The organism is Streptomyces sp. NRRL S-87, assembly GCF_000719335.1.
Taxonomy (GTDB): domain Bacteria; phylum Actinomycetota; class Actinomycetes; order Streptomycetales; family Streptomycetaceae; genus Streptomyces.
On record NZ_JOGB01000001.1, the window covers coordinates 136,742 to 148,872 of the forward strand.

General features: G+C 76.2%; 12 protein-coding genes. 7 read left to right on the plus strand and 5 right to left on the minus strand.

Annotated features, from left to right (window positions below; translation table 11 throughout):
• The first annotated feature begins 516 nt into the window (after window positions 1-516).
• The 3 genes from IF43_RS43650 to IF43_RS0100590 all read left to right on the plus strand — a co-directional run bounded on the left by IF43_RS43650 (window position 517) and on the right by IF43_RS0100590 (window position 5,545).
• Window positions 517-2,406 (plus strand): alpha/beta hydrolase-fold protein, encoded by a 1,890-nt coding sequence (locus IF43_RS43650; protein ID WP_324605076.1) that lies wholly within the window; start codon window positions 517-519, stop codon window positions 2,404-2,406.
• A gap of 151 nt (window positions 2,407-2,557) precedes the next feature.
• A complete protein-coding gene (locus tag IF43_RS0100585) occupies window positions 2,558-3,967 on the plus strand; it encodes a PLP-dependent aminotransferase family protein (RefSeq protein ID WP_030192544.1) in 1,410 nt (469 codons plus the stop codon).
• Between the two features lie 237 nt (window positions 3,968-4,204).
• Window positions 4,205-5,545: an MFS transporter gene (locus IF43_RS0100590; protein WP_051794450.1), complete on the plus strand. Its 1,341-nt coding sequence runs from the start codon at window positions 4,205-4,207 to the stop codon at window positions 5,543-5,545.
• Here the strand turns inward: IF43_RS0100590 and IF43_RS0100595 are convergent.
• The gene (locus IF43_RS0100595; RefSeq protein WP_030192547.1) at window positions 5,505-6,404 is read right to left on the minus strand and encodes an SDR family NAD(P)-dependent oxidoreductase; all 900 of its coding nucleotides are present in this window, start codon (window positions 6,402-6,404) and stop codon (window positions 5,505-5,507) included. The genes IF43_RS0100590 and IF43_RS0100595 overlap by 41 nt on opposite strands.
• 126 nt (window positions 6,405-6,530) lie before the next feature.
• On the opposite strand from IF43_RS0100595, the gene IF43_RS0100600 reads away from it, so the two are divergent.
• Together IF43_RS0100600 and IF43_RS0100605 are read left to right on the plus strand one after the other, a co-directional pair.
• Window positions 6,531-7,145 (plus strand): TetR/AcrR family transcriptional regulator, encoded by a 615-nt coding sequence (locus tag IF43_RS0100600; protein WP_030192548.1) that lies wholly within the window; start codon window positions 6,531-6,533, stop codon window positions 7,143-7,145.
• A gap of 88 nt (window positions 7,146-7,233) precedes the next feature.
• Window positions 7,234-8,256: an iron-containing redox enzyme family protein gene (locus IF43_RS0100605; RefSeq protein WP_051794453.1), complete on the plus strand. Its 1,023-nt coding sequence runs from the start codon at window positions 7,234-7,236 to the stop codon at window positions 8,254-8,256.
• Between the two features lie 116 nt (window positions 8,257-8,372).
• Here IF43_RS0100605 and IF43_RS38640 read toward each other — a convergent pair whose 3' ends face one another.
• The gene (locus IF43_RS38640) at window positions 8,373-8,519 is read right to left on the minus strand and encodes a CDGSH iron-sulfur domain-containing protein (protein ID WP_063753254.1); all 147 of its coding nucleotides are present in this window, start codon (window positions 8,517-8,519) and stop codon (window positions 8,373-8,375) included.
• Window positions 8,520-8,888: 369 nt separating this feature from the next.
• On the opposite strand from IF43_RS38640, the gene IF43_RS0100615 reads away from it, so the two are divergent.
• The gene (locus tag IF43_RS0100615; protein WP_063753250.1) at window positions 8,889-10,019 is read left to right on the plus strand and encodes a glutamate--cysteine ligase; all 1,131 of its coding nucleotides are present in this window, start codon (window positions 8,889-8,891) and stop codon (window positions 10,017-10,019) included.
• A 65-nt stretch (window positions 10,020-10,084) separates the two neighbouring features.
• The gene (locus tag IF43_RS0100620; protein ID WP_030192561.1) at window positions 10,085-10,408 is read left to right on the plus strand and encodes a hypothetical protein; all 324 of its coding nucleotides are present in this window, start codon (window positions 10,085-10,087) and stop codon (window positions 10,406-10,408) included.
• A 69-nt stretch (window positions 10,409-10,477) separates the two neighbouring features.
• Here the strand turns inward: IF43_RS0100620 and IF43_RS0100625 are convergent, their stop codons facing one another.
• Genes IF43_RS0100625 through IF43_RS0100635 form a run of 3 tightly spaced genes read right to left on the minus strand, consistent with a single transcriptional unit; the run spans window position 10,478 to window position 12,119 of the window.
• Window positions 10,478-11,209, minus strand: a complete 732-nt coding sequence (locus tag IF43_RS0100625; RefSeq protein ID WP_030192563.1) for a metallophosphoesterase — start codon at window positions 11,207-11,209, stop codon at window positions 10,478-10,480.
• Window positions 11,206-11,454 (minus strand): hypothetical protein, encoded by a 249-nt coding sequence (locus IF43_RS0100630; RefSeq protein ID WP_030192565.1) that lies wholly within the window; start codon window positions 11,452-11,454, stop codon window positions 11,206-11,208. The genes IF43_RS0100625 and IF43_RS0100630 overlap by 4 nt, the downstream gene beginning before the upstream one ends.
• Entirely contained in the window at window positions 11,451-12,119 is a 669-nt protein-coding gene (locus IF43_RS0100635) for a nucleotidyltransferase family protein (RefSeq protein WP_051794458.1), read from the minus strand. The genes IF43_RS0100630 and IF43_RS0100635 overlap by 4 nt, the downstream gene beginning before the upstream one ends.
• Between the last annotated feature and the right edge of the window lie 12 nt (window positions 12,120-12,131).

Genomic DNA, 12,131 nt, shown 5'->3' on the forward strand with positions numbered 1-12,131 from the left:
ACGGTCGGTGCGGGTCCGGTGGGGACGGGGCCGCCCGTGTGCCGCCGGAACCGTACCGGCCGCCGTGCGCGCAGGCCAGAGACCTGCCATACCTCCTGGGAATGGCTCGGTGGGCCCTGGTGATTGGGCCGTGCGGGCGGCATATCCGGGCGGCCTCCCGGGAGGTGGCGGGGCATCAGCCCGGTGCACGGCCTCTGCGGCCCGGCGGCCGACGTGACACGCGTGGCACACCCCGTATCGCGCACGTCGGCGCCGGGTTCTCCGACCAGGCCGGCGACCACGACCCGCAGGTGGTCCGGCCGGCCCCGGAGCGGCCGCGGGGCGGCGCGGGGCGGCACGGGGCGCGGCCGTGCGCCACCCGCGGAAGCAGTCGTTCCGTCCCATGCGCCCGCCGTCACGCGCAAGCCGGTACCAGGTCAAGAAACGGTAAAGGAAGCAACGTATCCGGTCGGATTGTCATCTTCACGGCCGGATGACAGTTCGCCCCCGAGGGGCATCACCAGTCGGAGCATCGCGATGTCCTACGGACCCAACGGGTCGAACACCCCCGCCCAGGGCCACGGCCGCCAGGGGAACCCCGAGGGGTACCCGGAGCACGGCGACCACCCGCCGCACCAGGCCCCCGGCCAGGTGTACGGGCAGCAGCCCCACGGCGGCCAGGGGCGCCAAGGGCAGGGCCAGGCCTACGAAGGGCATGCCCACGAAGGGCAGGCGTACGAAGGCCAGGCGTACGGCGGCGGGCCCCAGGGCGCGCCGGCGTACGGGGCCCGGCCGCCCGGTGGCCCGGGCCGCGGGCAGCAGTCGTACGGCGACCAGGGCACGATGCACCTGCGCGGCGTCGGCCAGGGCCCGGGCGGCCCCGGCGCCGTGCCGCCGGTCGCCGACCAGGGGACCGTGCACCTGCGCGCCGGCGACCCCGCCCGGGCCCAGGGCTACGCCCAGCGGCCCCACCCCGGCGCCCCGCAGCAGGCCGGGCACGGCGGCGCGGCCCCCCGCGACTACCCCGGGTACGCCGCGCCGCGGGCGCCGTACGAGGACCGGGCCCCCTACGGATCCCCGGCCGCGCACGAGGCCCGGGCGTCCTACGGCTCGCACGCCCCGGCCCAGGCCCCCGCGCAGGCCCCGTACGAGCCCCCCTTCACCTACGACCAGGGCCGCCCGTACCGCCCCGCGCCCGACCGGGCGGCCTCCGGAGGCCCGCACGGCCACGCCGCCGACGGATACGACCGGGGGCGTCCGTACGACGCCGACAGCGCGTACGACGCCGGCCGCGGCCACGACGGCGGTCGCGGCCGCGACGACGACCGCGGGCACGACGACGAGCCGCCCCGCCGCCGCTCCCGCGCCCGCCGCTGGCTGATCGGCTCCGCCGTGGTCGCGGTGCTCGGCGTCGGCGCCTGGCAGACCATGAGCTACTACGAGATACCCCCCTTCACCGACAAGGGCGACCCGGTCTCCTTCGACCAGACGCCCTCCGGGGGCGACTCCGGCTCCGACGCCGGCGGCGCGTCCAAGGCCAAGCCGGCCGACTCCAAGACCCTCATGCCGACCGGCCCGAAGGCCGCGTTCAAGGTCGCCAACACCCTCGACGACGGCACGAAGATCGGCGTGGTGACGTACGAGGGCAGGAAGTCGGGCTTCACCGGCAAGGTCTGGGTCTGGGCCCCCAAGGAGTACTCGGACCCGAAGTACGCCAAGAGCGGCTTCCCGGTGCTGATCGCGCTGCCGGGCGGCGCCGGCTACCCCATGAACTACTGGATGGGCACCGACCTCAAACTCCAGTCGAGCATCACCCAGTGGTACCAGGAGGGCAAGAGCAAGCCCTTCCTGCTGGCGATGCCCGTGCAGAACCCGCAGCCGGACACCGACGGCACCTACTGGGACGGCAGCGACATCCCCGGCCAGCCCAAGATGGGCACCTGGCTGACCGAGGACGTCCCGCAGCTGATGAAGGAGAACTTCCGCACCATCAAGTCCCGTGACGGATGGGCGTTCATGGGCTCCTCCACCGGCGGGTTCAACGGCCTCAAGGCCGTGCTGCAGAAGCCCGACCAGTTCAAGGCCGTGGTCGCCTCCGGCCCGGACGTCGTCCCGGACTCGCGGCTGTGGAAGGGCCACGAGAAGGAGAAGCAGGAGAACAACCCGCAGGTCCTCGCGCAGCGCCTGATCGACCGCAAGGGCCCGGACGTCTACCTCGCCTTCCAGGTCGGCACGAACGAGAGCAACCCCAGGACCCTGCCCGACGTGCAGAAGTTCATCGCCACGTACGGCAAGGGCCCGATCCACACCAGCCTGCGGATCATCCAGGGCGGCAAGCACAACGCGGCGACCTACGTCCCCAACATGGGCGAGGGGCCGATCCAGTTCATCAGCGAGCACATGGAGGGCCCCACGCCCTCCTCGTGACCCCCGGACCGCCGCCGCGCCCGCCGCCCGCCTCCCTCCCCCCGGAGCGCGGCGGGCCGGCGGCCCGCACCACCCGCACCCGGGGGCCGGGGAGGATCCGCAGGGCCCCCGGGTGTCCGAGAACGGACGTTCGATCCTATGATCGGCTGCCATGACTGAATCCGGTTGCTGGTCGGTCGCGGGCGTCGACCTGCACGTCGACCTCGACGCGGCGGGCGGCCGGCGGGCGGCCCTCGAACACGGCCTGCGCGACGCCATCCGCACCGGCCGGCTGCTCTCCCGGGCCCGGCTGCCCTCGACCCGCCGCCTCGCCGCCGAACTCGGCCTCTCCCGCGGCACCGTGCAGGCCGCCTACGACCAGCTGACCGCCGAGGGATACCTGACCGCCCGGCGCGGCGCCGGCACGGTCGTCGCCGCCCCGCTCGCCGGGACCGGCCGGGCCCCCGCCCCGGAGGGCCGCGGCCCCGCGGCCCCCGCCCACGACCTGCGCCCCGGCAACCCCGACGTCTCCACCTTCCCCGTCGCCGCCTGGCTGCGCGCCGTCCGCCGCTCGCTGGGCTCCGCCGCCCCCGAGACGTACGGCTACGGCGACCCGCGCGGCCGCATCGAACTGCGCACCGCCCTCACCGAGTACCTCGGCCGCACCCGGGGCGTGGTGGCCCACCCCGGCCGGATCGTCATCACCTCCGGCTACGTCCAGGCGCTGGCCCTGCTCGCCCGCCTGGTGGCGGAGCGGGGCGGCCGGACCGTCGCCATGGAGGACCCGGGCCTCGGCTTCCACCGGGAGGTGGTGCGCCGCCGCGGCCTGGAGGTCGTACCGCTGCCCGTCGACGGGCGGGGCGCGCGCTGTGCGGAGCTCGGCGCGGCCGACGCGGCCGTGGTCACCCCGGCCCACCAGTACCCGACCGGCGTGCCGCTGCACCCGGCCCGGCGGCGCGAGCTCACCGAATGGGCCGGGGCCCGCGGCGCCTTGGTGGTGGAGGACGACTACGACGGCGAGTTCCGGTACGACCGCCAGCCGATCGGTGCCCTCCAGGGCACCGCACCCGCGCAGGTGGCCTACCTGGGCACGGTCTCGAAGTCCCTGGCCCCGGCCCTGCGCCTGGCCTGGATGGTGCTGCCCGAGGAGCTCGTCGACCCCGTCGTCGACCTCAAGCTGCACGCGGACCACCACACGGAGACCCTCGGCCAGCTCGCCCTCGCCGAGATGATCACCGGTCACGCCTACGACCGCCACATCCGGGCCGCCCGGATGCGCTACCGGCGCCGCCGTGACCAGCTCGTGGCCCGGCTGGGCGCCGCCGGCCGCGTCCAGGGCATCGCGGCGGGCCTGCACGCCCTCGTGATGCTGCCCGAGGGCGGCCCGGTGGAGGCGGACCTGCACGCCCGGGCCGCCGCGGCGGGCCTCGCCCTCGGCTGGCTCGACGACCACTGGCAGGCCCCGCACGCAACCGCCCCGGACCGCCGCCAGGGCCTGGTCGTCGGCTACGGCACTCCGCGCGAACGCGACTGGCCGGCCGCGCTCGACGCACTCGCGGACCTGCTCGACGGGGCCGGGTAGCGGAGCGGCGGGCGCCCGGCCCGGCGGGACGCCGGGTCGGGCGGGAAGTGGCCCGGTCGCACGGGTCGCGAATGGACCTGGGGGCCGGGCCACCGGGTCCGTAGGGTCGAAGTACCGGTCGAGCGGGGGCGGTTGGCGCCCGCCGCCCCCGCCGCTGGCGCCCGGCGCCCCCGCCGGCGCCCCCGGCCCGGTGACCCGACCGCCCCGCCCCGCTGCCCCCGGAGATGCCCCCCCCCGATGAGGATCCTGCCCCCGCCCGGCCCCGCCCGGCTGCTGATCGCCGCCCAGCTGGGCAGCTCCGTCGGCGACGGCGCGTACTACGTGACCTCCGCCCTCTACTTCACGACCGTCGTCGGCCTGTCGCCCGCGCAGATCGGCCTGGGCCTGGCACTCGGCTGGGCGGTCGGATCGCTGGCCGGGGTCCCGCTCGGCGCCCTCGCCGACCGGCGGGGGCCGCGCGGCACCTCGGTGCTGCTCGCCCTGGCCACCGCCGCGGCCGTCGGGTCCTTCCTCCTCGCCCGCTCCTACGCCGCGTTCGCCGTGGCCGCCGTGGCGTACGCGACCGCCCAGTGCGGCCTGGCCGCTGCCCGGCAGGCCCTGCTGGCCGCGCTGGTGGACCGGGCCGGACGGACCGGTGTACTGGCCCGGTTGCAGGCGACCGGGAACGCGGGGCTGGCCGTGGGCGCGGCCCTCGGCGGACTGGCCCTGCACGCGGGCACCCGCGGCGCGTACCTGGGGGTGTTCGCGCTGGACGCGCTGGCGTTCCTGCTGTGCGCGCTGCTGCTGCACCGGCTGCCGGTCGCGTCGGCCGGCGGAGCGCCGGCGGCCGACCCGGCGGGGACCGCGACCGGGGTGCGGAACGCGACCGCGGCGCCGGCCGGACCGCGGATCGCGGTGCTCCGGGACCGCCCGTACACGGTCCTGACCCTGCTCAACGCGGTGCTCCTGCTGCGGATGCCGCTGCTCACCCTCGCGCTGCCGCTGTGGATCGTCCGGCGCACCGACGCCCCCGGCTGGCTGGTCTCGGGGCTGTTCGTGCTCAACACCCTGGCGGTGACGCTCTTCCAGGTGCGCACGGCCCGCGCGGTGACCGACCGGACCACCGCGGTCCGGGCCGTGCGCAGCTCGGGCCGGCTCATGCTGGCCGCCTGCCTGGTGTACGCCGTCTCGGCCGCGGGGCTGCCGGGCTGGGGCGCGGCGGCCGTGCTGGTCGCCGGCTCCGTACTCCACGTGGTCGGCGAGATGCGCCACTCCGCGGGCTCGTGGCAGCTCGCCTTCGACCTGGCGCCCGCCGACCTGATGGGGCAGTACCAAGGCTTCTTCGGCACCGGCCTCGCGCTGGCGCGCACCCTCGGGCCACTGGTGCTGACCTCCCTGCTGCTGGTGTGGGGGATCCCGGGCTGGGTGCTCCTCGGTGGCGTCTTCGCCGCGGCCGGCTGGGCCGTGGGCCCGGTCGCCCGCTGGGCGGCGGGCGGCGCTGCCGACGGCGGACCGGCCGTGGGGGCGCGGGCCGGGCGGGTGCTCGTCCCCGGCCCTGCTACGCCGGCGGGGGCACGGCCTTCTCGGCCGCCCGGCTGACCCGCTCCCAGCCGGCCCAGGTCGCCCTGCGGCGCTCGGCGACGTCGAAGGCGAGGTCGTACGCCGTGCTCCCGAGGAGCAGTCGCAGCGGCGGCTCCTCGGCGTCGACCAGTGCGAGCAGCGCCTCGGCGGCCAGCCGTGGCTCGCTGTCGACCGAGCCCTCCGCCCACTGCCGCTCCAGTTCGGCCCGGAGCGGGGCGTAGGCCGCCAGCGGCGTGGTCGTGCGCATCGAGGTGTAGAGGTCGGTCCAGTAGCCGCCCGGCTGGACGATGCTGACCTTGACGCCGAACGCGGCCCCCTCCATCGCCAGGGCCTCGCTCATGCCCTCCAGGGCGAACTTGCTCGCGCTGTACAGGCCGGTGGACGGGAAGCCCGCCAACCCGCCGATGCTGGAGATCTGGACGACGTGGCCGCCGCCCCGGGCGCGCAGTACGGGCATGGCCGCCTGGCTGACCCACAGCGCGCCGAAGAAGTTCACGTCCATCTGCGCGCGCGCCTCTGCCTCCGTGAACTCCTCGACCATGCCCGCCGAGAGCGTGCCGGCGTTGTTGACCACGACGTCGAGCCGGCCGAAGTGCTCGGCGGCCGCGGCGACCGCCGCGAACGCGGCGGCGCGGTCGGTGACGTCCGCGGTCAGCGGCAGGACGCGGCCGGGGTGGGCCGCGGCCAGTTCGTCGAGCGCGGCGGTCGTACGGGCGACGGCCGCCACCCGGTCGCCGGCGGCGAGCGCCGCCTCGGCGAACGCGCGCCCCAGGCCCCGGCTGGCCCCGGTGACGAACCAGGTGCGAGATCCGCCCGTGGCGGGCGCGGCAGCAGCGGCGGCGGCCGCGGCTGCGGTCGAAGGCGCGGTGGTGGTCATGTGGATCCCCCTTTACGGAATGAGAGACGAGACGATCCGTCTCGCATTGACGGGCGTCATCGTGCCACGGCGTTCCGCACCATGCAAGACGGACCGTCTCGTCTCCGGTGTTGATAGGGTGCCCGCATGACGACGCCGCAGCCCAAGGCCCCGAACGCCGCCCGGCGCAACCAGGCCTCCCGCCGGGCGATCCTGACCGCCGCCTTCGACCTCGCCGGAGAGCTCGGCTACGGCAAGCTCAGCATCGAGGCCATCGCCGCCCGCGCCGGGGTGGGCAAGCAGACCATCTACCGCTGGTGGCCCAGCAAGGGCGCGGTGCTCTTCGACGCGTTCCTCATGCTCAGCGAGGGCGGGGAGGAAGACGGAGAGCCCGCCGGCCTCCCGGACACCGGGGACCTGGCGGCCGACCTCAAGACCGTCCTGCGCGCGACGCTGGCCGAGCTCGCCGACCCCCGCATCGCCGAACCCATGCGCGCGCTCACCATCGAGGTGGCGGGCGACCCGGACCTCGCCGCCCGGTACGCCGAGAGCCTCGACGAACCCGTCCGCGAGATCAAGCGCCGCCGCCTGCGGGCCGCCCGGGACGCCGGCCAGCTCGCCGCCGACGTCGACCTCGACGTCGCCATCGACGGCATCTGGGGCCCGCTGCTGAACCGCTGGCTGCTGCGGACCGGACCGCTGACGCCCGCGTACACCGACGCGCTGGTCGACACCGCGCTCCGCGGCCTGCGCCCCGCCTGACCCGCCCCCGCGGCGTGTGCGGCCCGGGGCCGGCGGGTACGCGCGAGGGGTGACCCGGGGGGCCCGTGCTGCGGAAGGAAGCCAGACCATGGACGTCGAAACGCCGGTGCGGGCCCCCGCGGCCGCCACCGCGGGACTGCCGCGCGGCCGGGGTGCGCTCTCGGGCGCCGTACGGACCGCGCTGCTCGCCGGTGAGCCCCGCGAGCTGCCCGGCGAGGCCGAGGTGGCGGCCGCGGACCCGTACGGCGAGGACCTCCAGCTCGCCCTCCACCTCTGCTACGAGCCGCACTACCGCGGTTTCCCCGGGGTGGCGGACGCCGCGGAGTGGGACCCGGGACTGCTCGGTTTCCGGCTGCTGCTCGAACGCCGCTTCCTCGACGCGCTGCGGGCCGACGTGAGGGCCGAGGACCGGGTCGACCGGGCCCTGCGGGAGATCCTGTCCGAGCCCGCGGACGCGTACGGCGTCTCGCACTACCTGCGCGACGAGGGCGGGCCGACCCAGCTGCGCGAGTACGCAGCCCTGCGCTCGGTGCACCAGCTCCGCGAGTCCGACCCCTACGCCTGGGTCCTGCCGAGGCTGCGCGGGCGCGCCAAGGCCGGCATGGCGGCGGTGCTGTACGACGAGTTCGGCGGCGGCCGCGCCGAGCGCGTGCACGCCGAACTGTGGGCCGGCCTGATGACCGACCTCGGGCTCGACCCCTCCTACGGCCGCTACGTCCCCGCGGCGGGCGCGGCCACCCTCGCCGCCGCGAACCTCATGTCCCTCTTCGGCCTGCACCGTTCGCTGCGCGGCGCGCTGGTCGGCCACGTCGCGACCGTGGAGGTCACCTCCTCGCCGGCCGCGGCCAGGATGGTCGTGGCCCTGCGGCGGGCCGGCGCCGGGCCCGCGGCCCTGCTGTTCTACGAGGAGCACGTCGAGGCCGACGCGGTGCACGAGCAGCTCGTGCGGCGCGAGGTGGTCGGCGGACTCCTCGCCGAGGAACCGGAGTTGGAGGCGGACGTGGCCTTCGGCATCGCCGCCACCGTCCAACTGGCGGAGTGGGAGGCCGACCGGCTGCTCACGGCCTGGCGGTCCGGCCGCTCGGCGCTGCGGGTACCGCTGGAGGAGTGAGCCCCGGAGGGAAGGTGGGGGAGTGAGCCCCGGAGGCGGTACGGAGCGGGGCGACCACCGCGTGGTGGTCGCCCCGCTCCGCCGGGTCCCGGCCGCCGCCGGTGGGACGGGCGCGGTCAGCGGCGGACCCGGCCGCGGTGGCTCGTGTCGCAGAAGGGGTAGCGCAGGCTGCGCCGGCAGGCGCACAGCGCCACGACCGGCCGGTCGGAGCGGCGTACCGTGCCGTCCGGCAGGACGACCTCCACCGGGCCCTCGATGAGCACCGGCCCGCCGAGGACCGCGGTCGCCCGCGGGACGGGGGCCGATCGGGAGGGGGGTCCGGGGGCCTCGCCTCGCGAGGGGGGTTCGGCGGCCTCGCCGCCGCTCCCGCGTCGGTGGTCGCTCCGACCCCCGCGCCGGGCGTCGACCCGACCCCCGTCCCCGTCCTCGGCTCCGGACCGGCCGTCGACCCCGCTGCGGGGCCCGGCCTCCGGGGAGTCGGGCAGGCGTTCGGCTTCGGCGCACACGGCAGGTCACCGTCCTCGGTCGTACGTCTCGTCTCGTCGCCGCGCCTGCCCGGTTCCGGCCCCGCCATGCGCGCCCCGGCCGGGGCGGCGCCGGTTCCGCGGGCGCGCGCAGGGTAGACGCGCGCCATGACCAGTGCCCTGCCGCAGCCCCCCGAGGTGCCCGTGCCGACCATGGGCGTGGAGGAGGAGTTCTTCCTCGTCGATCCCCGCACCCGGGCACCCGTACCGCGCGCCCCCGAAGTGATCCGGACCCTGGAGCCCACCCTCGGCGACCAGGTCCAGGCCGAGTTCTACCGCTGCCAACTGGAGCTGTGCACCACGCCCACCGCCTCGCGCACCGACCTGCGCGACCAGTTGACGGCGCTGCGTGCCGCCGGCGCCGACGCGGCCCGCGCCGCCGGCTGCCGGCTCGTGGCCTCCGGCACGGCCGTCGTCCCGCCGCCCGCGCCGGTCCCGGTCACCGACACCCCCCGCTACCGGCGGATGGCCCGCCGGTTCCGAGGGCTCGTGGACGGACGCCTCGGGGTGGTCTGCGGCTGCCACGTGCACGTCGGCACCGCCGACCGCGCCCAGGCCCTGGCCCTGGCGAACCTGCTGCGCCCCGACCTCCCCGCCCTCCAGGCCCTGCTGTCCAACTCCCCGTACGACGCCGGCCGGGAGAGCGGGTTCGCGGGCCGGCGCTCGGTCGTGTTCGGGCGCTGGCCGACGGTCGGACCGCCGCCGCTGCTCGACGTGGACGCGTACGAGCACACCGCGGCGGAGCTGGTCGCCTCGGGGACCGTCATGGACCGGCGGATGATCTACTGGTTCGCCCGGCCCTCCGAACACGTACCGACCCTCGAGGTCCGGGTGGCGGACGCCAACGCCGACGTCGACATGACCGTGCTGCTCGCCCTGCTCGTACGCGGCCTGTGCCTGACGGCTCTGCTGGACGGGGCGGAGGCGGCGGAGCAGCCGCCCGTCACGGAGCAGCGGCTGCTCGGGGCCCACCGGTACGCCGCCCGGTACGGCCTGCTCGGCGAGGCGCTGGACCCGCGCACCGGGGCCCGGATGCCGGCGGCCGAACGCATCGCGGACCTGTTCCGGCGCGCCGCCCCGGGACTGGTCGCCGCGGGCGACCTCGGCGAGGCGGGCCGGCTGCTGGAGAGGGCGTTGGACCGGGGCGACGGCGCGACGCGCCAGCGGGCCGTCTACCAGCGCCGCCACCGGCTGCGCGAGGTCGTCGACGCGCTCGTCGTCGCGACCGCCGCCACCTGAGGCATGCCGGAGCCGGGAGCGGGTAGCGGCGCGGCACCGGCCCCGACCACGAGACGGAGGAGACCGTGCCCAGAGGATCCAGCCCCAAGCGGGAACGGCAGTACGAGCACATCAAAGAGAGCGCGATGGACCGCGGCGAGAGCAGGAAGCGCGCCGAGGAGATCGCCGCCCGGACGGTGAACAAGGAACGGGCCCGCGCCGGTGAGTCCGAGACCGCGAGCAAGACCTCCCTCCAGGACATGTCCTCCTCCAGGCGGGGCGGACAGCGCTCGCACAGCGGCGCCCAGGGGCCCACGTACGACCAGCTCTACGAGGAGGCCAAGCGGCGCAACCTGCACGGCCGCTCGCAGATGAACAAGGCCGAGCTGAAGCAGAAGCTCGGCAAGTGACCGGCTGGGGTCGACCCGGGCAGCGACCGACGGAGGGGCCCCGACATCGGGGCCCCTCCGTCAGCTCCGTCAGCCGTCCCCGTCCCCCAGGTGGTAGACCGCGAAGGCCCGGTCGATGACCGGCATCGCGACGTTGCGGACCCGCACCCCGCCGGCCGTCAGACCGTGCTCGGTGCCCCGGTGGGCGTGCCCGTGCACGACGAGGTCCGCCCCCGCCTCGTCGACCGCCTCCGCCAGCAGGTACGTGCCGAGGAAGGGGTAGATCTCCAGCGGTTCGCCGACCAGGGTGTCCGGCACCGGCGAGAAGTGGGTGAGCGCGATCCGGGTCCGGCAGCCCGCGTCCGCCAGCTCGCGCAGCGCCCGGAACAGGCCCTGCGCCGAGTCCCGGGCGTGCCGTACGAACGCCTTCATCTCCGGTTCGCCGAACTCGCCCGCACTGCGTCCCGCGAAGCCGCCGCAGAAGCCCTTGGCGCCCGCCACGCCGACCTTCCGGCCGTCGAGGTCGAGCAGCACGCTCTCGCCCTCCAGCACGCTGACCCCGGCGTCCTTCAGGATGCGCGTCACCGCGTCCGGCTCGTCGCTCTGGTAGTCGTGGTTGCCCAGCACGGCCACCACCGGAACCGGCAGCTCGGCGACCTCCGCGGCGACGACCCGGGCCTCGACGGCCGTGCCGTGCCGGGTGAGGTCACCCGCGAGCAGCAGGACGTCGGCGTGCCGGGGGAGCGTCTCGAAAGCGGGGCGCAGCAGGCCCTGGCCGTCCGGCCCGAGATGGATGTCGCCGACCGCGGCGACCCGGATCACGGGAGCACCTCCGGACGGTCCGGCGGGTCCGCGCGGGTGACGACGAGGTCGGTCAGCAGCGGCACGCCCGCCAGTTCGGCCTCGGCGATGACCCGCACGCGCTCCCGGCACTCGATCGTGGCCACGCTGCCGGTCAGCACCACGGTGTCGCCGCGCAGGTCGATGCCGATGCCGAGCTCGGCGGTCTCGCTGTCGGCGAGGCGCCGCCGCAGGTGCTCGACGCGGTACTCCACGGGCTCCTTCATCGGTCCTCCTCGTCCGCGGCCCGGCCCCCCGTCGCCCGGCCCTCCGTCGTTCTGCCGTCCGGGGTGATGACGTCGAGGCGTTCCAAGAGGAAGAGGAACGCGTCCGGCATGGGGGCGCGGCCGTGACGGCGGCGCAGGTACCCCCAGTCGATGCGCTCGCGCAGCAGCCGGGCCATCGGGAGCAGGTCGCCGAAGTCGCAGTAGTGCTCGGACAGGGCGGCGAGCCGGCTGTCCATCAGGTCGGTGGGGGCGAGGACCGGCATCCACACCGAGTCCACGGGGCGGGTCTCCGCCCGCTCCAGCAGGTCCAGGTCGACCGGCCGTCGGGCCAGCTCGAAGATCAGGTCGATCTCCTCGCCGGCCGCGCTGCCCTTGAGCAGCCAGTCCTCCGGGGCCTGCCGCATCGCGATGCCGCCGTGCTCCAGAGCGGCGACCACGTCGTCCGAGTCCTCGCGCCGCACGCAGAAGTCGGTGTCGTGCTGGAAGCGCGCGGGGACGCCGTGGGCGTACGCCGCGACGCTGCCGGCCAGCGCGAACGGCCGCCCGGAGGCCTTGAGCAGCGAGGCCACGCGCTTGGTGGTCTCCAGGATGGCCTGGGTGTGGTCATGGGGGAGGGCGTCCCGCCCGCCGTCGGCGGCGGGTGCCGACCGGTCTCGGTCCGTCACCCCGGGCGTGTG

Coding starts and splice junctions, on each gene's coding strand:
- IF43_RS0100595 (WP_030192547.1), bottom strand. CDS start 6,404: ATGACCACCACCGCGCCTTCGACCGCAGCCGCGGCCGCCGCCGCTGCT.
- IF43_RS0100600 (WP_030192548.1), top strand. CDS start 6,531: ATGACGACGCCGCAGCCCAAGGCCCCGAACGCCGCCCGGCGCAACCAG.
- IF43_RS0100615 (WP_063753250.1), top strand. CDS start 8,889: ATGACCAGTGCCCTGCCGCAGCCCCCCGAGGTGCCCGTGCCGACCATG.
- IF43_RS43650 (WP_324605076.1), top strand. CDS start 517: ATGTCCTACGGACCCAACGGGTCGAACACCCCCGCCCAGGGCCACGGC.
- IF43_RS0100630 (WP_030192565.1), bottom strand. CDS start 11,454: ATGAAGGAGCCCGTGGAGTACCGCGTCGAGCACCTGCGGCGGCGCCTC.
- IF43_RS0100590 (WP_051794450.1), top strand. CDS start 4,205: ATGAGGATCCTGCCCCCGCCCGGCCCCGCCCGGCTGCTGATCGCCGCC.
- IF43_RS0100605 (WP_051794453.1), top strand. CDS start 7,234: ATGGACGTCGAAACGCCGGTGCGGGCCCCCGCGGCCGCCACCGCGGGA.
- IF43_RS0100585 (WP_030192544.1), top strand. CDS start 2,558: ATGACTGAATCCGGTTGCTGGTCGGTCGCGGGCGTCGACCTGCACGTC.